An 18799-nucleotide genomic window follows, 5' to 3' on the forward strand; every position below is an offset into this window, starting at 1 on the left:
TCAGGGTCAGCCGTCCGCCGGTGACGGGTCGTCGCGTTCGGCGTTCACCAACTCCTTCGTGCGGAGTAGGCGCAGGGTCGTGACGAGGACGATCCCGCCGATGATGTTGAACGCGGTGGTGTACCAGAACCAGTTCAGCCAGTCGACATAGGTGACGCCGCCGCCGGTCGTGATGGCGCCGAAGATGATGAGCGAGTCGAGCACCGAGTGGAACAGCTGGAGGCCGGCGAGGAGGAACGCCGCCCCGACCGCCGCGACGATCTTCGCCACGTCGGAGGTGGTGCCCTGCTGCATGCGGGTGAGCAGCGTCATCGTGGCCCCGCCGAGCACGGCGAGACAGATCGACTGCAGCGACAGCGGCGCGTCGACGAAATGATGGGCCGACTCGGCGAGAACGGTGTCCCATTCCGGGAAGGCCCGGGTGACGATCCACATCATCACCCAGCCGCCGACCAGGTTCGCCAGCAGCGTGCCGACCCACAACCGCGCGAGCTGCAGCACCGACCCGTTGCGGGTGACGACCGCGGCCACCGGCATGAGGAAGTCCTCGGTGAACAGTTCGCTGTGCGCGAGGAAGATCGCGATCAGTCCGATCGAGAACGCCAACCCCGCCAACAGGTGGTCGCCCGTCTCGTGGAGCACAGCGAGCATCGCCATGATGCCCAGCGACACCTCGATGCCACCGAAGAATCCGGTGATCACCACGGTGCGGACGGTGCGGTGCAGGCGTTCGGCGCCCTCGGTCACCACGGTGACGAAGCTGTCCTCGAGCTCGCTCTCGAGCGGTCCGTCGTTGCGGCCGATCTCGCGTCGTTCGTCCTCGCGACGTCGTTTCGGGCTGCGCTGTTCGTCGTGTCCGGCCATCGTCGGTCCTGACGTCGGTTGGTGGGGTCGCGAAGGCGACACACCCCGACGGCTACAGGCGATCCGCCGACCCTACGCCCGCCCCTGTCCGGTCGGTGCCGGTCGTAGGATGACGCGCATGTCGCAGATACGCGTGAACGGTTCCGATTCCCTCCACGACGGTGGGTTCTCCTACAGCGCGGTCGCAGCGCCGGGGTCGACGGTGTTCACGGCCGGGATCGCACCGCTCGACGTCGACGGCGCCACCATCGCGCCCGGCGACGTACAGGCGCAGGCGCGTGCGTGCATGGACAACCTGACCACCGTGTTGACCGAGGCCGGTGCGTCGCTCGCCGATGTGGCGAAGGTGACCGTCTTCGTCGCCGAGGGACTGCAGGCCGACCTGTCGGTGGCGTGGGACGCCGTGGTCGCGGCGTTCGGTGACCACAAGCCGGCGGCCTCGCTGCTCGGCGTCACCGTCCTCGCCCACGACGATCAACTCGTCGAGATCGAGGCCGTCGCGGTCGTCGCCGCACACTGACGTCGTCGCCGATCGACCGATGAGCGCCCGGCCCCGCATCGACGACGCGCAGCGTCGTGCCCGCCTGCAGCGGCGCCACCTGCTCACCGACGATGTGCCACAGGCGTTCTCGGTGACCGATGCGGTCTCGTCGATCGTCGGGTTGCACGCCACGTGCCCGCCCACGATGTACCTGTCGCTCTGGGCCCGACTCCCGGGTTTCGTGCGCGAGCAGCTCGATTCCGCACTCTACGACGAGCGTTCGCTGGTCAAACAGCTCGCGATGCGCCGGACCATGTTCGTCCTCGACCGCGCCGGCCTCGCCGACGCCGTCGGTGCGGTGGGTCCGCGCGTCGCCGCGTCGGAACGCACCAACATGCTGCGGGACCTCCGACGCAGCAACGACTTCGACGACCCCGAGGGGTGGATCGACACCGCGCGGGCCGCCGTCGTCGACGCGCTGGCCGATGGTTCGGTGGCGTCATCGACCGAGCTGCGCAAGCGACTGCCCGAACTCGACGGACACGTGCAGATCGCCCCCGACCGATCGTGGGGCGGTACCGCGCCGATGGGTCCGCGCGTGCTGAACATGATGAGCGCGGCCGGCGACATCGTCCGCGGCCCCAACGCCGCGGGGTGGCATCTGTCCCGTCCGCAGTGGTCGTCGATGCAGCGTTGGCTCGGCGAGCCGCTCCCGCAGCTGTCGGTCGCCGAGGGCCACCGGGCGATGGTCGCGCGATGGCTGCGCACCTTCGGGCCGGGCACCGAGACCGACATCGTGTGGTGGCTCGGGTCGACGAAGGCGTCGGTGCGGGCGGCGCTGGCCGACCTCGCCGCCGTGGAGGTCGATCTCGACGGGGGAGGTGTCGGGTACGTACTCCCCGACGATCTCGACGATGTCGAACCCGTGGCGCCGCGCGGATTCCTGCTCCCCGAACTCGACCCGGCGACGATGGGGTGGAAGGACCGTGGCTGGTATCTCGGCGACCACGGCGAGCACATGTTCGACCGCAACGGCAACGGGGGACAGACGATCTGGTGGGACGGCCGCATCGTCGGCGGATGGTTCCACCGACCCGACGGCAGCGTCGGACTGCACCCGCTGGAGAAGCTTCCGCGCGCCGCGACGACCGAGTTGTCGGCCCGCGCCGACGAGCTCTCCGCCTGGCTCGGCGACGCACGTCCGAAACCGGGGTACCCGGCGCCGTTCATGAAGGCCGTGCGGTGACCTCGACGCGGCGGTTCGCGTTGTTCGACACCGCACTCGGGGTGTGCGGGGTGTGCTGGGACGTCGCCGGCGCCATCGTCGCGGTGGCACTCCCGGAGGACGACCGAGCCGACATCGAGCGATATCTGGCCTCGTTCGACGCCGCGCCCGGAGACCCCGATCCCGGTGTGGCCGACACGATCGATCGGATCCGGGGATTGATGGCCGGCGACGACGTCGACCTGTCGGCGGTGGCCGTCGACATCGACGCCCTGCCCGACTTCGACCGCCGCGTCTACGCGATCACCCGCGACATCCCCCGCGGCCGGGTCCTGACCTACGGAGCGGTCGCATCCCGACTCGGGCAACCCGGCGCCGCGCAGGCGGTCGGCCGCGCGCTGGGCCGCAACCCGATCCCGGTGATCATCCCGTGCCACCGCGTCGTCGGCGCCGGAACCGAGGTGGGTGGGTTCTCCGCGCCCGGCGGTGCGGCCACGAAGAGTCGTATCCTCGCGGCGGAGAGGGTGGCGGGGTTCGGCGAACCCACCCTGTTCTGACCGCTCGCGCCGTTGCGACCTGCGACGATCTCCGTCGTGAGAGGGTGGGATCGGCTCACAGGAACCTGCCAGGGTTCTGCCAGCCCCATGTCAGCGCGTACACGGAAGGTGGGCACCATGACTGATCCCGGTGCCCGCGTGCTCGTCGTCGACGACGAGCCGAACATCCTCGAACTGTTGTCGGTGTCGTTGAAGTTCCAGAACTTCGACGTCGCGACGGCCGCCAACGGCCCCGCCGCCCTCGACAAGGCACGCACCTTCCGCCCCGACGCCCTGGTGCTCGACGTGATGATGCCCGGCATGGACGGCTTCGGACTGCTGCGTCGGCTGCGCGCCGACGGGATCGAGGCCCCCGCACTGTTCCTCACCGCGCGGGATTCGATGGAGGACAAGATCAACGGGCTCACCATCGGCGGCGATGACTACGTCACCAAGCCGTTCAGCCTCGAGGAGGTCGTCGCCCGACTGCGGGTGATCCTGCGTCGTAACGGCTTCGGGGAGAAGCCCGCCGAGCCGACGCGGATCTCCTTCGCCGACATCGAACTCGACGACGACACCCACGAGGTGTGGAAGGACGGCGAGCTGGTGTCGCTGTCGCCCACCGAGTTCACCCTGCTGCGCTACTTCATGATCAACGCGGGGACCGTGCTGTCGAAGCCGCGGATCCTCGATCACGTGTGGAACTACGATTTCGGTGGTGAGGTCAACGTCGTCGAGTCCTACGTGTCGTATCTGCGTCGCAAGGTCGACACCGGCGACAAACGCCTCATCCACACCCTGCGGGGCGTGGGGTACGTGATGCGCGAACCTCGATGACCGACCCCGCACCGGTCGCGCCCGAGTCGCCGATCCCGCGCCGTAAACGCGGTGTCCCGCTCCGGGTCTCGCTGGTCGGGCTCATGTTGGTGCTGGTCGCGCTCGGCCTCGTGGTGTCGGGGGTGTCGGTCACGTCGGCGTTGGAGAACCGCCTGATCGACCGCACCGACAACGGTCTGCGCGGTGCCGCCGAGGGGTGGGCCCGTCCGCGTGACGGCGACGACCGCGGCCCGTTCGGTCCCTTCGGCCAGAGCGGACAGAGCGGCAGCCCTACCACCGAACGTCGGCCGCCCTCGCCCTACTACGTGATGCTGATCCGTTCCGACGGGACGACGTTCACCGTCAACGACGTCGGCGGCAGCCCCGACCTGTCCGACCTCTCACGCTTCTCCACCGACCCGGTCACCGTCGCCAGCGCGACCGGATCCGACGTGCGCTGGCGCGTGGTGAAGGTGACCGCGACCAATCCGTCGGGCGTGTCCATCACCTCGGTCGTCGCGATCAAGCTCAACGACGTCGACGACACCGTCACCCGCCTCATCTGGCTGCAACTCGGTGTCGGGCTCGGTGTGGTGGTCGTCGTCGGCGGCCTCGGGTACCTCCTGGTGCGGACCAGTCTGCGACCCCTGCGGCGCGTCGAGGAGACCGCGGAGAAGATCGCCGGCGGGGACCTCGACCAGCGCGTCCCGACGTCGCCACCGAACACCGAGGTCGGCAGGCTCGCCACCTCACTGAACGTGATGCTGCACCAGATCCAGAACGCCTTCGCCGCCACGGCCGCGTCGGAGGAGCAGGCGCGCAGCTCCGAGGACAAGATGCGGCGGTTCATCGCCGACGCGAGCCACGAACTGCGCACCCCGCTGACCTCGATCCGCGGGTTCTCCGAGCTCTACCGCCAGGGCGCGATGACCGACACCGGGCAGTTGATGGCGCGGATCGAGACCGAGGCCGGCCGGATGGGACTGCTCGTGGAGGAGCTGTTGATGCTCGCGCGGCTCGACGCCCAGCGGCCCCTCGAGCGCGCACAGGTCGACCTGTTGTCGCTGGCGTCGGACTCGGTGCACAGCGCCCGCGCGATGGCGCCCGAGCGGGAGATCGCGCTGCAGGTGCTCGGCGGGCCCGGCATCCCCGCGGTGATGGGCGATGCGGCGCGGTTGTCGCAGGTGCTGAGCAACCTGATCACCAACGTGATCCGACACACCCCCGACGACGCGACGATCACCGTGCAGATCGGCACCGACGACCGCGACGCGATCATCTCCGTCGTCGACACCGGTCCCGGCCTGGCCCCGGCCGACCGCGCCCGCGTCTTCGAGCGATTCTTCCGCGGAGACTCGTCACGACACCGGGACGGCGGCGTCGGGGGCAGTGGTCTCGGGTTGTCGATCGTGGCCGCGCTGGTCGACGCCCACGGCGGCACCGTCGGCGTCGACGACACCCCCGGCGGCGGCGCCACCTTCCGCGTCCGCATCCCCCGCGCGGAGTAGCTGCCGAGATCGTCCCCGTGACGGGTGTCCGACGGCGATCTGCCCTCGGGTGGCGCCCAGGGGGACGATCTCAGCAGCCGATGGCCGCGCCTACGATCGAGCCATGGCAACCGTGTTCAGCATGATCATCAACGGCGACATCCCCGGACGCTTCGTCTGGAAGGACGACACGGCCGTCGCGTTCCTCACCATCAACCCCGTCACCCCGGGCCACGTGCTGGTGGTACCGCGGGAGGAGATCGACCACTGGGAGCAGGTCGATCCGAGTGTGTTCGCGCATCTCACGGCGGTGTCGCAGACCATCGGCGCGGCCACGCGCGACGCGTTCGACGCCCCGCGCATGGGTCTGCTGATCGCCGGCCTCGAGGTGCCGCACCTGCACATCCATGTGTTCCCCGCGCACTCGCTCGAGACCTTCGATCTCGCGCTGGCCGAGAAGGACCCCGATCCGGCCGCCCTCGACGACGCCGCGGCGAGGATCCGCGCCGCGCTGCGGGCGGCGGGGCACACCGAGCACGTCGCCGACTGACGTGGCGCACGCGGTCGACGCCAGGCGTCGCGGAGCCGGCGGCTCGGCTCCGGTGTGGGCGGCCGTCGCGGCAGCGGCGGGCGTGGGTTTCGTCATCGCCCCGAGTTTCGTGGTGGGAGACCCGTATGGCGCCGGGATCACCGGTGGGCGCCGGCTCGCGGTCGCGGCGACCGGTGCTGTCGACGGGTTCCTCGGGAGCCACGCGGCGACCGTGTCCGGCCCGCTCGCCGACCTCACCGACTACTGGTCGCAGTACCACTGGGTGAAGGTCGTCTTCGCGATCGCCGCGGTTGTGGCTCTGGTGGCACTGGGCCGCCGACTCGTCGCCACGGCCGCACCCACCTCGACCCGTGCTGCACGAGTGTGGTGGGCGGTGGTCGGCGGGGCGCTCAGCCTCGCCGTGGTCGCCGCCTCGTTGCTCGCCGTCGCCAACGTGCAGGGCGCTCTCGCACCGCTGTCCTCGGCACTGAGCCTGCTGCCCGACGAGTCGACCCGAGCCGCTGCCGGCGGTGTGATGTCGCGCGGGGCAACCGATCCCGCGGTGGCGACCCTCATCAGCGACTTCGGTCGGTACCACGCGGTTCTCGCGGTGAGCCTCGGTGTGGTGGTCGCCGCGTTCGCGGCGGTCGCCGTCGTGGCCACCCGACGCGTCCGGAGGGCCGACCGCGGCGGACGGCGGCGTCCGATGGTGGGCGCGTCGGCCGTGGTGTTCGCGGTGGCCACACTCGCACTCGGAGTGGTGGTCGCGGCCAACATCGGAACCGCGGTGGACCCCGAACCGGCGTTGCGCCTGTTCTTCACCGGCTGATCGGGAAACCCCTCGCTCACAGGAAGCTGACAGGTCGGCCGCAGAATCGAGCCAGCCGACTCGATCAGAGTCTCCTGTATGACAGCAGACACCATCGATCGGTCGGGCGACGCGACGTCTCCCGAGCCGACTCGCGCCCCCGAGATGACCGTCGTGGTCGACCGAACCCACCCGACCCCCGAGCTCGACGTGGTGGTGCCGGTCTACAACGAGGAAGCCGACCTCGAGACCTGCATCGTGCGGCTCGCCGAGCACCTGCGGACCCGGGTGCCGTACTCCGCGCGGATCACGATCGCCGACAACGCCAGCACCGACTCGACCCTGGCCGTCGGTGTGGAGCTCGCGCAGACGATGGACAACGTCCGGATCGTCCACCTCGACGCCAAGGGGCGCGGCCGGGCACTGAACGCGGTGTGGAGCGAGAGCGACGCGGCCGTCGTCGCCTACTGCGATGTCGACCTGTCGACCGACCTCAACGCGCTGATGCCGTTGGTGGCGCCACTGCTGTCGGGTCATTCCGACGTCGCCATCGGGTCACGGCTGTCGCGGTCGTCGCGGGTGGTCCGCGGAGCGAAGCGTGAGTTCATCTCGCGCAGTTACAACCTCATCCTGCGGACCACCATGGGCGCGAAGTTCTCCGATGCCCAGTGCGGCTTCAAGGCCATGCGGGCCGACGTCGCGCGGGCGGTCCTGCCCTACGTCGCCGACACCGGCTGGTTCTTCGACACCGAGCTGCTGGTGCTGGCCGAGCGCATCGGGCTGCGCATCGCCGAGGTGCCCGTCGACTGGATCGACGACCCCAACTCGAAGGTCGACATCGTCAAGACCGCGACCGAGGACCTCAAGGGTTGCTGGCGGGTCGGCCGCGCGCTGGCCCAGGGTGAACTCCCGGTCGCGGAGCTGCGACGCAGCCTCGGCCGCAACCGTTTCGACGACCCGCAGGTGACCGGTGTGCCGCGAGGCATGGTCGGTCAGTTGGTCCGCTTCGCGGTGATCGGCGTGATCTCGACCGTCGCCTACGCCGTGCTGTACCTCCTGCTGCACTCGCTGATCGGCGCACAGGCGGCCAACTTCACCGCCCTGCTGATCACCGCGGTGTTCAACACCGCCGCCAATCGCGCGTTCACCTTCGGCATCAAGGGACGCGACGGCGCCGCACGACACCACATGCAGGGCATCGCGGTGTTCGTGTTCGGGTGGGCACTCACCGCCGGATCGCTGTGGGCGCTGCACGCATTCGCCCCCGACGCCGGCAAGCACATCGAGTTGCTCGTCCTCATCGTCGCCAATCTCGTTGCCACGCTGACCCGTTTCGTCGCGTTGCGCTGGGTGTTCCGCTCCGCGCACCCGACCACCGAACTCGAGAGTGCAGCCACCGCATGAGCACCCTGTCCGACATCCCCTCGGCCCACGCCGACGACGTCACCGACGCCCCCCGCACCGACGGGGGGCGTCGGCCCACGTCGGTGGTGCGCGACCGTATCGGTCTCGCCGTCCTGCTCGTCGGCACGGCCGTGCTGTACCTGTCGAACCTGGCCGCCAACGGCTACGCCAACTCCTTCTACTCCGCCGCCATCCAGGCCGGGTCGGTGTCGTGGAAGGCGTGGCTCTTCGGGTCGTCCGACGCCGCCAACTCCATCACCGTCGACAAACCGCCCATGTCGCTGTGGATCCCGGGTATCGCGGTCCGGATCTTCGGCCTGAACTCGTGGTCCATCCTGGTGCCCCAGGTTCTCATGGGGGTGGCCTCGGTCGCCCTGCTGTACCTGATCGTGAAGAAATACGTGGGAGCCACGGCCGGCCTCCTCGCCGGTGCCACCCTGGCGCTGACACCCGTTGCAGCCCTGATGTTCCGCTTCAACAACCCCGACGCACTTCTGGTGCTGCTGATGATCGCCGCGGTGTGGGCGACGCTCAAGGCCATCGAGGACGGCCGCATCCGCTGGATGATCCTCACCGGTGTGTTCGTCGGATTCGGGTTCCTCACCAAGCAGCTGCAGGTGTTCCTGGTGATCCCGCCGCTGGCCCTGACCTACCTCGCGTTCGGACAGCACACGTGGATCAAGCGACTCGGCCACCTGGTCGCCGCACTGGCCGCAATGGCTGTCAGTGCCGGCTGGTGGGTTCTCGCGGTCACCCTGTGGCCGAAGGACTCGCGGCCCTACATCGGTGGCTCGCAACACAATTCGATCCTCGAGCTGACGTTCGGGTACAACGGCTTCGGCCGACTCACCGGCAACGAGACCGGCTCCACCGGCGGCGGCGGCGCACGGCGCGCGACGTCGGAGGCCGCCCAGGGTGCGTTCGGTGCCGGGTTCCCCGGCGGCGCGGGCGGCCCGGGTGGCCGCGGCGGCATCTGGGGCGAGACCGGGTTCTTCCGCATGTTCCAGCCCGAACAGGGTGGAGAGATCGGGTGGCTGATCCCCACCGCGCTGATCCTCGGTGTCGCCGCCCTCGTGCTGGCGGGACGCGCGGCGCGCACGAACACCACGCGGGCCCTGGTGGCGGTCATGCTGCTCTGGCTGCTCACGACAGCGGTCACGTTCAGCTACATGTCGGGCATCTTCCACTCGTACTACACGGTCGCGCTCGCTCCGGCGATCGCCGGACTCATCGGCGCCGGGGGAGTGCTCTGCTGGCGTGAACGCGACCGACTCTGGGTGCGACTGGTGCTCGCCGCCGCAGTGGTCGTCACCGGCGTCATGTCCTTCGTGCTGCTCAACCGCTCGCCGGCCTTCGTGCCGTGGCTCAAGGTCGTCGTGGTGGTTCTCGCGGTGCTCGCCGCGCTCGGGGTGCTCGTCACGCGCATCCCGCGGATCGCGGCGGTGGTCGCCGCGGTGGCGATCGTCATGGGTCTCGCGGGACCGACGGCGTACGCGATCGACACCGTCGCGACCGCGAAGAGCGGCTCCATCATCAGTGCCGGCCCGCAGGTCAAGGGCGGGTTCGGGCCGGGCGGCATGGGCGGACGTCGCGGCGGCCAACGCGGCGCATTCGGCCCCGGCGCCTTCGGTGGCTTCGGTGGTCAGGGCCAGGGCCAGGGCCCCGGCGGTCAGACTCCGGGAGGTCAGGTGCGGGGTGGTCAGACGCCGCCCGGCATGACCCCCGGCGCGGCGAACCAGGGCGGCGGCACGGCCGCGCGCGCCGAGGCCTTCGGCGGCATGGGCGGTCCCGGTGGCGGTCTGCTCGAGGGCTCGAAGCCGACGGCCGAGATGGTCGAGCTGCTCGAGAACCACGCCTCGGACTACACCTGGGTCGCGGCGGCCACCGGGTCCAACTCCGCGTCGGGGTATCAGCTCGCCACGCAGAAGCCGGTCATGCCGATCGGCGGGTTCAACGGCAGCGATCCGTCGCCCACGCTCGCGCAGTTCCAGCAGTACGTGCGCGACGGGAAGATCCACTACTTCATCGGTGGTGGCCGGATGGGTGGCGGCATGAACGCCGAGGGGACGGCCACGGCCATCAGCGAGTGGGTCACCGCGCACTACACCGCGAAGACGGTCGGCTCGGTGACGCTCTACGACCTCACCGCACCGAAGGGCTGACCAGTGTCGAACGCGGGTCGACCAGGCCGACGCGGGTGCCCCGGCACCTGCGTCCGCCCACTCGGCCCGCGTCGGCGGTACCGAAATCCCGTTGCCCGGCGGTCGGGCCTCGCATACGGTGCCTCTCCGTGGAACCCGTGACCGACTCCGACATCCGTGCCTCGTTCGTCAACGCGACGAAGGGCGAGATGAAGCGGATCGTGCTGCCTCGCGATCTGTCCGAGACCCGCTGGGAGGACATCGATTTCCTCGGCTGGGTCGATCCCACATACGCCGGACGCTCGTATGTGGTGACCCCCGGCGACGACGGCCTGGTCGGGGTGGCGCTGCGGTACGAGACCGGGGGCTCGCGCAAGGCGCAGATGTGCAAGATCTGCCTGACCACCCATCCCTCGGGCGGGGTGTCGCTGATGACCGCGCGCAAGGCGGGCGAGGCCGGACGCAAGGGCAACACCGTGGGCACCTACATCTGCAGCGACCTCGACTGCTCGCTCTACGCGCGCGGCAAGAAGACGCCGGCACTGGGCAAGCAGTACCGCGAGGATCTCGACGTCGAGTCGAAGATCGACCGCGTCCGTCAGAACCTGGCCGCGTTCGTGGCGCGCGTCTCCGACTGAGCCGCATCCGACCTCACATCGAGGCGAACCGGTCGAGCGCCTCCACGAGGTGCCGGCCCAATTGTTCCGAGCCGGTGTGGCCGCCGTCGTCGACGACGTGCAGCACGCATCCCGGCCACGCGGCGGCGAGGTCGAAGGCGGTGTCGACGGGGCTCCCCAGATCGTGACGACCGTGCACCAGCACGCCGGGGATCCCGGCGAGCTTCCCGGCGTCGCGGATGAGGGCGCCCTCGGCGAGCCAGCCGTAGTGGGAGAAGAAGTGCGCGCAGATGCGCACCAGAGCGATCCGGGCATCCGACGGCCTGCCGCGGAACTGGTTGCCGGAGGTGTTCGGTTCCAGCGAGAGGACGGTGTCCTCCCAGCGACACCATGCGTCGACGGCCGCGAGGCGCACACCCTCGTCGGGGTCGTTGACGAGGCGGTCGTAGATCGGCACGAGATCGACTCGCGCAGTGCCGGGTTCGCGGGTCGGCACCCCCGCCGAGGCGCGGAAGCGATCCCATTCCTCGGGGAAGTATCGCGCGACACCGCCGTAGAGCCAGTCGATCTCGCGCTTGCGGGTGGTGGTGACGGCCGGGATCACGATCTGCGTGACCCGATCGGGGTGGGTCTGCGCGTAGGCGAGGATCAGCGTCGACCCCCACGATCCGCCGTGCAGCAGCCACCGTTCGATGCCGAGATGCGCACGCACGCGCTCCATGTCGGCGACCAGATGCCAGGTGGTGTTGGTCTCCAGCGACGTCGACGGGTCGCTCGCGTGCGGTCGACTCCGGCCGCAGCCGCGCTGATCGACGTTGATGATCCGGTACCTCGACGGGTCGAGACTGCGCCCGGCCCCCGGTGCGGAGCCCGACCCCGGCCCACCGTGGACCGTCAGCGCCGGCTTGCCGTCGGGGTTGCCGCAGCTCTCCCAGTAGACGAGCTGGCCGTCGCCGACGTCGAGCATGCCGTGGTCGTGGGGAACGGTCGGCGGGTACGCAGGCATGTAGCCAACCTAACGGTCCCTCGCCGTCGCGCACGGGGAATGGCCGGTACGTACCATTCCACCCGTCTCGTCCCCGATCGCGCGAAGAGGTCGCCATGACTGCCACCGACGCGGGCTCGTCCGCGCGCAACCCGCTGGCCCACCGGGTCACGCGCATGACCGGCCGCTCCCACGACGAGGAAGGCCGCACCGCCACCAACCTCGAGTTGTTCTTCGACCTCACGTTCGTTGTCGCGTTCTCGCTGGCCGGCACCGAGCTCGCCCACTATCTCGCCGAGGGCGACTACACGACCGCCCTCATCGGATTCCTGTTCGCGACCTTCGCCAGCATCTGGGCGTGGATCAACTTCACCTGGTTCGCCTCGGCCTTCGACACCGACGACTGGGTGTTCCGCGTGGTCACGATGCTGCAGATGGGTGGCGTCCTCATCCTCGCCCTCGGCATCGAGCCGGTGTTCACCTCGGTCGCCGAGGGGCGGACCATCGACAACCGGGTGGCCGTCCTCGGCTATGTCGTGATGCGCGTCGCCATGATGTTCCAGTGGGTCCGGGCGGCGCTGCAGAGCCCGCAGTACCGGCGGACATGCCTCACCTACGCCGCAGCGATCCTCATCGCGCAGATCGGTTGGGTGCTGGTGATCGTGCTGGAGATGACCCTGGTCCCGACGCTGATCGCCACCGTGGGCCTCGTCGTCCTGGAACTCGCGGGGCCGTTCGTCGCCGAGACCCGCAACTCCGAGCCGGCCACCCCGTGGCACCCCCACCACATCGCCGAGCGTTACGGCCTGCTGGCGATCATCACCCTCGGCGAGGGTATCGTCGGCACGGTCGTCGCGCTGCAGGCGGTGGTCCACTCGCACGGCTGGGATGTCGAGACCGCGGTGCTCGGTCTGGCCGGTGTCGCCACCACCTTCGCCATGTGGTGGATCTACTTCGTGGTGCCGACCGGTGACGCGCTGGAACTGCGGCGCAGCAAGTGTTTCGGTTGGGGCTACTCGCACATCGTCGTCTTCATGGCCATCGCGGCCGTCGGTGCCGGTCTGCACGTGGCGGCGCTCTATCTCGAACACGAGGCCACCGTGTCGGCCGCCGTCGTGGTCGCGTGCGTGGCGGTCCCGCTGGGTGTCTACCTCGCGGGCATCGCCGCCACGTACTCCTATCTCGTCGAGTTCGACGTCCTCAACGTGCTGCTCGCGATCGGGGCGGTCGCGGTCCTCGGAGGCTCGGTCGCGCTGGCCGCGGCCGGTGTCGAGGTGGTCTACGCACTGATCGTCACCGCGATCGCCCCGGTGGGCGTGGTCGTGCTCGACGAGCTGATCGGCACCCGGCATCGTGCGGAGGCCCTCGACCGGCTGCGTGCCCGCGTGGCCGGGTGAGCGCGTACCGGACGCGTCGGCCCGGGGCCCCTCCACGGTGCGGCCGGTAGAGTCACCGCTCGTGCGAGTACTGGTGATCGGATCCGGCGGCCGCGAACACGCGCTTCTGGTGGGACTCTCGGCCGACCCGTCGGTGACGTCGTTGCACGTGGCACCCGGTAACGCCGGGACCGCGGCACTCGCCACCAACCACGCGGTCGATGTCGCCTCGAGCGAGGCCGTGGTCTCCCTCGCCGCGGAGGTCGACGCCGAACTGGTGGTCATCGGACCCGAGGTGCCGCTGGTCCTGGGGGTCGCCGATGCGCTGCGTACCGCCGGCTTCGCGACGTTCGGTCCCTCGGCTGCCGCCGCGCAGATCGAGGGCTCGAAGGCGTTCGCGAAGGACGTCATGGCGGCGGCCGGGGTACGCACCGCCTACAGCGAGATCGTCGACACCCCCGCCCACCTCGATGCCGCGCTCGACCGCTTCGGTCCCACCTGGGTGGTCAAGGACGACGGTCTGGCCGCCGGCAAGGGCGTCGTCGTCTCGCCCGACCGCGATGCCGCCCGCGCCCACGCCGCCGATCTCCTCGAACTCGGCCACCCGGTGCTGCTCGAATCGTTCCTCGACGGCCCCGAGGTGTCGCTGTTCTGTCTCGTCGACGGCACCGACGTGGTGCCGCTGCTGCCCGCGCAGGACCACAAGCGCGTCGGCGACGGCGACCGCGGCCCCAACACCGGGGGGATGGGTGCCTACACCCCGCTGCCGTGGTTGCCCGACGGCGTGGTGGAGCAGATCGTCGACGAGGTGGTCCGGCCTGTGGCGGCCGAGATGGCCACGCGGGGAACGCCGTTCAGCGGGCTGCTCTACGCGGGCCTTGCGATCGGGCCCGACGGTCCCGCTGTCGTCGAGTTCAACTGTCGCTTCGGCGATCCCGAGACCCAGGCCGTCCTCGCGCTGCTCGATTCGCCGCTGGGTGAGGCCCTGCACGCGACCGCGACGGGTGCGCTGGCCTCACTCGCGCCCCTGCGGTGGCGCGACGGTGCGGCGGTCACCGTGGTCGTCGCCGCCGAGCACTACCCCGCGTCGCCGCGCACCGGCGACCCGATCACCGGCAGCGACGCCGAGGGAGTCCTCCACGCGGGCACCGCGTTCGGCGCCGACGGTGCGGTGATCTCCAGCGGGGGACGTGTGCTGAGCGTGGTGGGCACCGGCGCCGACCTCGGCGAGGCGCGCAAGCAGGCCTATGAACGACTCGCGGGTGTGAAACTGGCCGGGGCACATCACCGTTCCGACATCGGGCTGGCGGCGCTCGAGGGTCGCATCACCATCCCCACCTGAACCTCCGGGGATCAGGCCGCGAGGTTGCGGCCGAGGAACGCCAACTGGTCGGGTAAAACACTGCGCCAGAAGCGATTGTTGTGCCCGCCGGGCGCGGTGGTGAACGCCGCAGGCGGGTGGAGGCCGGCCATCCACTGGCGTGTGTAGAGGTAGAACTGGTCGCTCGCGCCGATGTCGATGAGCAGCGGGATCTTCGCGAACGCGTTCTGCGCACCGAACATCGAGTTCGCCTGGTAGTCCTGCGGGTTGTCGAACGCGCGTGGCGGGAACGTGCGCGGATCACCCCACAGCGCAGGCGAACTCGCGGCGATCGCGGCCACCCGCTGCGGGCCGAGGATGGCGCCGATCCGCAGTGCGCCGTAGCCACCCATCGACCATCCGTAGAGGCCGATCCGGTCGGTGCGCAGGCCCAGCGAGGTGTCGGAGGTGAGCATCGGGAGGAACTCGTCGATGATCATCGCCGCGGAATCGGCCCCGTCGAGGCGAGGGTGGTAGTAGTTGCGCCCGGTGTCGGGAGCGGCCAGCGCGAACGGCGCCGTCCCCGCCGCCACCGACTGCGCGAGATAGCGGTGCATCTGCAGACTCGAGTCGAACGCGGTGCGCTCGTCGGTGTTGAGCGCGTGCAGCACCAGCACCACCGGCAACAGACCGGTGACGCCGGGCGGCCGCGCCACCACCCAGCGGGTGTCGCGGCCGGCCATCTTCACCGAACGAAAACTGCCGGTGATCAGCGTCGGATCGTTCGGGGCGACCGATGTCGGCACCGTCGACTCCGGTGAGACCTCGTCCTCCCGTTGCGGTTGGGCCGCGCGACGCGGGTCCATCCGGCCACGGTCGTCGTCGGCGCAGGCCGCGAGCACCGGAGCACCACCGACGGCCAACGCCGACATCCCCAGCGCGGCACGCAGCACCGTACGACGATCGAGTGCGGTCATGAACCCGGTCGTCCCCTTCTGCTCTACCTCTGGTCTGTCTCGGCCCCCGCGCCGACATCGTGGTGTCGGCGAACGACTCCACAGGCTACCGGTGAACCCGCGCGACGTTAGTGTCGAGCCATGTCCGCACCAGGCAGTTCTCGAGCGGGGAGTGCGCGAGCCGGGGGTTCGCAGCGCTCCGACATCGCGATGTTCCACGTGATGGACGTCCTCGCCGCCAGCGCCGCCCGTCGCGCGGCAGGACTCGAGGTGGTGTCGCTGGCGGCAGGACAGCCGTCCACACCCGCCCCCGCGCCGGTGCTGCGGGCGGTGCGCTCGGCGCTGGCCACCGACGTGCTCGGGTACACCGAGTCGGCCGGCATCGCGCCGCTGCGCACCGCGATCGCCGGGCACTACCGGACGCGGTACGGCCTCGAGGTCGACCCGGCCGACGTCGTCGTCACCACCGGCTCGTCGGGTGCCTTCACGCTGATCTTCCTGGCCGCGTTCGATGTCGGGGACCGCGTCGCGATGGCCCGCCCGGGATATCCGGCCTACCGCAACTCCCTGCGTGCCCTGGGGTGCGAGGTGGTCGAACTCGACTGCGGTGCCGCGACCGGGTTCGTGCCCACCGTCGAGATGCTCGACGCCCTCGACTCCCCACCCGCGGGACTCATCGTGGCCAGCCCCGCCAACCCGACCGGTACCGTCATCACCCCGCACGATCTGGCCGCGCTGGCCACCTGGTGCGCCGACCACGGCACGCTGCTGATCTCCGACGAGATCTATCACGGCATCGAGTACGCCGGCCCCACGTCCTGCGCCTGGGCGACGTCGCGGGAGTCGGTGGTGATGGGGTCGGTGTCGAAGTACTTCTCGATGACCGGATGGCGCCTGGGATGGATGCTGGTGCCGCAGCGCTACCGGCGCGGGGTCGAACGCCTCACCGCGAACCTCACCATCTGCCCGCCGGCGGTGTCGCAGGCGGCGGCCGTCGCCGCCTTCGACCCGGAGTCGATCGCCGAATGCGACTCGCACGTCGAGAGATACGCCGCCAACCGTGCGGTCCTGCTCGACGGTCTCGCCACCCTCGGCGTCACCGACATCGCCCCACCCGACGGCGCGTTCTACGTCTACGCCGACATCGGCGACGTCACCGACGACTCCCTGTCGTGGTGCGCGCGGGTGCTGGCCGACACCGGCGTCGCGATGGCGCCCGGCGCCGACTTCGACACCCGCTCGGGCAACCGGACCGTGCGGCTGAGCTTCGCCGGCACCACCGCCGAGATCGAACGTGGCCTGGAGTTGCTCACCCCGGTGTTCGAGACCTCGCGCCTGCACGCGGGCTGATCGCAGCACCGCCCGGGGGTGGGGCCGTTTCGGCCAAAACACGGTGACGTGCACCACACATTTGGCAGCATGATCGGATGACGTCGGCAGCCACGCCCAAGGGAATGCGACGGCGTGCCCGATTGATCTCCGCCGCAGCAGAACTCCTGCTCGAGGGCGGCTTCGACGCGGTGCGCCATCGCGCCGTCGCCGACCGTGCGGGGCTGCCGCTGGCGTCGACGACGTACTACTTCGAGTCCCTCGAAGACCTCATCGTGGAAGCCGTCACGTTCGCCTGTCACCACGACGAGGAGGCGATCCGGCTGCGGTCGGAGATGCTGACCCGCCGCCGGCGCGGACACGAGGCGACCGCCGAGGCGCTGGCCGACGTGTTCGTCGGCGACGGCACCACCCGCGACGAGCTGACGACGCGATACGAGATGATCGTGCTCTGCGCGCGGTTCCCGCGGCTGCGGCCGGTGCTCGCCAACCGCCGCAAACTCCTCGCCGGCCTGCACTGCGAGGTGCTCGAGAAGTCCGGCCGGGTGGGCAGTCCCGAGCGGGTCCACCAGCTGATGGCCGTGGTCGACGGCGCCGTCGTGGGGGCGCTCGCCGATTCGGTCGACGACGTCATGGAGGTCACGCGCATCGCGCTGTGCGACGTCGTCGACGTGTTGGCGCCGGTCCACGCCGACGACCGTCGACTGAACAGTCGGTGAACTCGACCCCCGCCGTTCGGTGAACGCCGCCGGCCGGCCCTACCGTGAGGTCCCGTGATGACCTCTCGACGCCGCAGACTGCGCCCCCTCGCCGCCGCCCTCGCCCTCGCTGCCGTCGCCGCGGTCGGTCTGGCCGGGTGCGGGTCGGATTCCCCCGACGCCTCGTCGGCGGCGTCGTCGTCGGCCTCGAGTGCCGCGCGGACGGTCGACCTACAGGCACATCGGGGTGGTCGCGGCGAGCACACCGAGGAGTCGCTGTACGGCTTCGAGCAGTCGATCAAGCTCGGTGTGACCACCCTCGAGCTCGACATCGTCCTCACCAAGGACCTCGCGCCGATCATCTGGCACGACCCCACCATCGACGCCACCAAGTGTTCGGACACGGCGCCGGTGACCGCGGGCGACCCGCAGTTCCCCTATGTCGGGAAGGTCGTCCACGATCTCACCTACGCCCAGATCGAGACGCTCGACTGCGGCAAGAAGCTGGCCGCCTACCCCGACGCGAAGGTGGTCGAGGGCAACAAGATCGCCACGCTGCCACAGCTGTTCGCACTCGCCGACAAGTACGGCGCCGGTGTCCGCTACAACGTGGAGACCAAGATCGAGGGCGAGAAGCGCACCGAGTCGGCCACCCCGCAGCAGTACGTGGACGTGATCCTCGGCGCGGTGAAGGCGGCGAACAAGACCGACAAGGTCGAGATCCAGAGCTTCGACTGGCGCACCCTGCCGCTGGTGAAGCAGGCCGCACCGTCGATCCCGCTGGTCGCGCTGTGGGACGAGACGACCTGGAAGCCGAACTCGATGTGGACCGGGTCGGTCGACTACGCCTCGGTGGGCGGTGACGTGATCGCAGGCGCGCAGAAGCTGGGTGTGCAGGTGCTCTCGCCGGGCTACTCGGTGCCCTACGGCCAGACCACGAAGGACAAGGACTTCGCGTTGGTCGCCGACAAGGCATTCGTGGAGCGCGCGCACGCGATGGGCTTCACGGTGGTGCCGTGGACCATCGACGACGTCGACGTGATGAACGCCCAGATCGACGCCGGCGCCGACGGCATCATCACCGACTACCCGATGCGGTTGCGCCAGGTCCTCGCCGACCGCGGCCTGCCGCTGCCGAAGGCCTACTCCTGACCCCACCCGCTGACGACCGCAGTTGGGCAACCAACGCCCGCAGTTGGGCACGTAACGCCCGCAGTTGGGCAGGTGACGCCCGCAGTTGGGCAGGT

General features: G+C 70.1%; 18 protein-coding genes. 15 read left to right on the plus strand and 3 right to left on the minus strand.

Annotation, left to right across the window (positions count from 1 at the left end):
• Positions 1–6: 6 nt before the first annotated feature.
• Positions 7–864 (minus strand): formate/nitrite transporter family protein, encoded by an 858-nt coding sequence (locus OG579_RS17225; RefSeq protein WP_045821747.1) that lies wholly within the window; start codon positions 862–864, stop codon positions 7–9.
• Between the two features lie 118 nt (positions 865–982).
• On the opposite strand from OG579_RS17225, the gene OG579_RS17230 reads away from it, so the two are divergent.
• The 10 genes from OG579_RS17230 to OG579_RS17275 all read left to right on the plus strand — a co-directional run bounded on the left by OG579_RS17230 (position 983) and on the right by OG579_RS17275 (position 10929).
• Entirely contained in the window at positions 983–1384 is a 402-nt protein-coding gene (locus OG579_RS17230; RefSeq protein WP_328856936.1) for a RidA family protein, read from the plus strand.
• A gap of 19 nt (positions 1385–1403) precedes the next feature.
• Positions 1404–2591 (plus strand): winged helix DNA-binding domain-containing protein, encoded by a 1188-nt coding sequence (locus OG579_RS17235; protein WP_328856937.1) that lies wholly within the window; start codon positions 1404–1406, stop codon positions 2589–2591.
• Entirely contained in the window at positions 2588–3127 is a 540-nt protein-coding gene (locus OG579_RS17240) for a methylated-DNA--[protein]-cysteine S-methyltransferase (protein ID WP_328856938.1), read from the plus strand. Before OG579_RS17235 ends, OG579_RS17240 begins: the two co-directional genes overlap by 4 nt.
• A gap of 117 nt (positions 3128–3244) precedes the next feature.
• Positions 3245–3943, plus strand: coding sequence for a response regulator transcription factor (locus OG579_RS17245; protein ID WP_045821838.1), 699 nt, complete (start codon positions 3245–3247; stop codon positions 3941–3943).
• On the plus strand, positions 3940–5430 hold the full coding sequence (locus OG579_RS17250; RefSeq protein ID WP_328856939.1) for a sensor histidine kinase: 1491 nt from the start codon (positions 3940–3942) through the stop codon (positions 5428–5430). Before OG579_RS17245 ends, OG579_RS17250 begins: the two co-directional genes overlap by 4 nt.
• Positions 5431–5533: 103 nt before the next feature.
• On the plus strand, positions 5534–5959 hold the full coding sequence (locus OG579_RS17255; RefSeq protein ID WP_328856940.1) for an HIT family protein: 426 nt from the start codon (positions 5534–5536) through the stop codon (positions 5957–5959).
• Between the two features lies 1 nt (position 5960).
• Entirely contained in the window at positions 5961–6767 is an 807-nt protein-coding gene (locus OG579_RS17260; protein WP_328856941.1) for a hypothetical protein, read from the plus strand.
• 78 nt (positions 6768–6845) lie between these two features.
• Complete coding sequence (locus OG579_RS17265; RefSeq protein ID WP_408068695.1) at positions 6846–8150, plus strand: glycosyltransferase; 1305 nt, start codon at positions 6846–6848, stop codon at positions 8148–8150.
• Positions 8147–10312: an ArnT family glycosyltransferase gene (locus tag OG579_RS17270; protein ID WP_328856942.1), complete on the plus strand. Its 2166-nt coding sequence runs from the start codon at positions 8147–8149 to the stop codon at positions 10310–10312. Before OG579_RS17265 ends, OG579_RS17270 begins: the two co-directional genes overlap by 4 nt.
• 128 nt (positions 10313–10440) lie before the next feature.
• The gene (locus tag OG579_RS17275) at positions 10441–10929 is read left to right on the plus strand and encodes an FBP domain-containing protein (protein ID WP_055786164.1); all 489 of its coding nucleotides are present in this window, start codon (positions 10441–10443) and stop codon (positions 10927–10929) included.
• 13 nt (positions 10930–10942) lie between these two features.
• On the opposite strand, the gene pip is transcribed toward OG579_RS17275, so the two are convergent.
• Entirely contained in the window at positions 10943–11914 is a 972-nt protein-coding gene (pip, locus tag OG579_RS17280) for a prolyl aminopeptidase (RefSeq protein WP_328856943.1), read from the minus strand.
• A 95-nt stretch (positions 11915–12009) separates the two neighbouring features.
• Between pip and OG579_RS17285 the strand changes: the two genes are divergently transcribed.
• Together OG579_RS17285 and purD are read left to right on the plus strand one after the other, a co-directional pair.
• A complete protein-coding gene (locus OG579_RS17285; protein WP_328856944.1) occupies positions 12010–13290 on the plus strand; it encodes a low temperature requirement protein A in 1281 nt (426 codons plus the stop codon).
• 61 nt (positions 13291–13351) lie between these two features.
• Positions 13352–14611, plus strand: a complete 1260-nt coding sequence (gene purD / locus OG579_RS17290; RefSeq protein ID WP_328856945.1) for a phosphoribosylamine--glycine ligase — start codon at positions 13352–13354, stop codon at positions 14609–14611.
• Between the two features lie 11 nt (positions 14612–14622).
• On the opposite strand, the gene OG579_RS17295 is transcribed toward purD, so the two are convergent.
• Positions 14623–15546, minus strand: coding sequence for an alpha/beta hydrolase (locus tag OG579_RS17295; RefSeq protein ID WP_328856946.1), 924 nt, complete (start codon positions 15544–15546; stop codon positions 14623–14625).
• A gap of 120 nt (positions 15547–15666) precedes the next feature.
• Between OG579_RS17295 and OG579_RS17300 the strand changes: the two genes are divergently transcribed.
• The 3 genes from OG579_RS17300 (at position 15667) to OG579_RS17310 (ending at position 18704) form a co-directional block, all read left to right on the plus strand.
• Positions 15667–16875, plus strand: a complete 1209-nt coding sequence (locus OG579_RS17300; RefSeq protein ID WP_328856947.1) for an aminotransferase class I/II-fold pyridoxal phosphate-dependent enzyme — start codon at positions 15667–15669, stop codon at positions 16873–16875.
• 77 nt (positions 16876–16952) lie between these two features.
• Positions 16953–17573 carry a TetR/AcrR family transcriptional regulator gene (locus tag OG579_RS17305; RefSeq protein ID WP_045821765.1) on the plus strand — a complete coding sequence of 207 codons (621 nt, stop codon included), beginning with the start codon at positions 16953–16955 and terminating at the stop codon, positions 17571–17573.
• 78 nt (positions 17574–17651) lie between these two features.
• Positions 17652–18704 carry a glycerophosphodiester phosphodiesterase family protein gene (locus OG579_RS17310; protein WP_408068829.1) on the plus strand — a complete coding sequence of 351 codons (1053 nt, stop codon included), beginning with the start codon at positions 17652–17654 and terminating at the stop codon, positions 18702–18704.
• Positions 18705–18799 lie beyond the last annotated feature (95 nt).

Origin of the sequence: Williamsia herbipolensis, from assembly GCF_036153515.1 — a bacterium.
GTDB lineage: Bacteria > Actinomycetota > Actinomycetes > Mycobacteriales > Mycobacteriaceae > Williamsia_A > Williamsia_A herbipolensis.

Coding starts and splice junctions, on each gene's coding strand:
- OG579_RS17225 (WP_045821747.1), bottom strand. CDS start 864: ATGGCCGGACACGACGAACAGCGCAGCCCGAAACGACGTCGCGAGGAC.
- pip (WP_328856943.1), bottom strand. CDS start 11,914: ATGCCTGCGTACCCGCCGACCGTTCCCCACGACCACGGCATGCTCGAC.
- OG579_RS17230 (WP_328856936.1), top strand. CDS start 983: ATGTCGCAGATACGCGTGAACGGTTCCGATTCCCTCCACGACGGTGGG.
- OG579_RS17265 (WP_408068695.1), top strand. CDS start 6,846: ATGACAGCAGACACCATCGATCGGTCGGGCGACGCGACGTCTCCCGAG.
- OG579_RS17295 (WP_328856946.1), bottom strand. CDS start 15,546: ATGACCGCACTCGATCGTCGTACGGTGCTGCGTGCCGCGCTGGGGATG.
- OG579_RS17255 (WP_328856940.1), top strand. CDS start 5,534: ATGGCAACCGTGTTCAGCATGATCATCAACGGCGACATCCCCGGACGC.
- OG579_RS17305 (WP_045821765.1), top strand. CDS start 16,953: ATGACGTCGGCAGCCACGCCCAAGGGAATGCGACGGCGTGCCCGATTG.
- OG579_RS17245 (WP_045821838.1), top strand. CDS start 3,245: ATGACTGATCCCGGTGCCCGCGTGCTCGTCGTCGACGACGAGCCGAAC.
- OG579_RS17235 (WP_328856937.1), top strand. CDS start 1,404: ATGAGCGCCCGGCCCCGCATCGACGACGCGCAGCGTCGTGCCCGCCTG.
- OG579_RS17285 (WP_328856944.1), top strand. CDS start 12,010: ATGACTGCCACCGACGCGGGCTCGTCCGCGCGCAACCCGCTGGCCCAC.
- OG579_RS17250 (WP_328856939.1), top strand. CDS start 3,940: ATGACCGACCCCGCACCGGTCGCGCCCGAGTCGCCGATCCCGCGCCGT.
- OG579_RS17270 (WP_328856942.1), top strand. CDS start 8,147: ATGAGCACCCTGTCCGACATCCCCTCGGCCCACGCCGACGACGTCACC.
- OG579_RS17300 (WP_328856947.1), top strand. CDS start 15,667: ATGTCCGCACCAGGCAGTTCTCGAGCGGGGAGTGCGCGAGCCGGGGGT.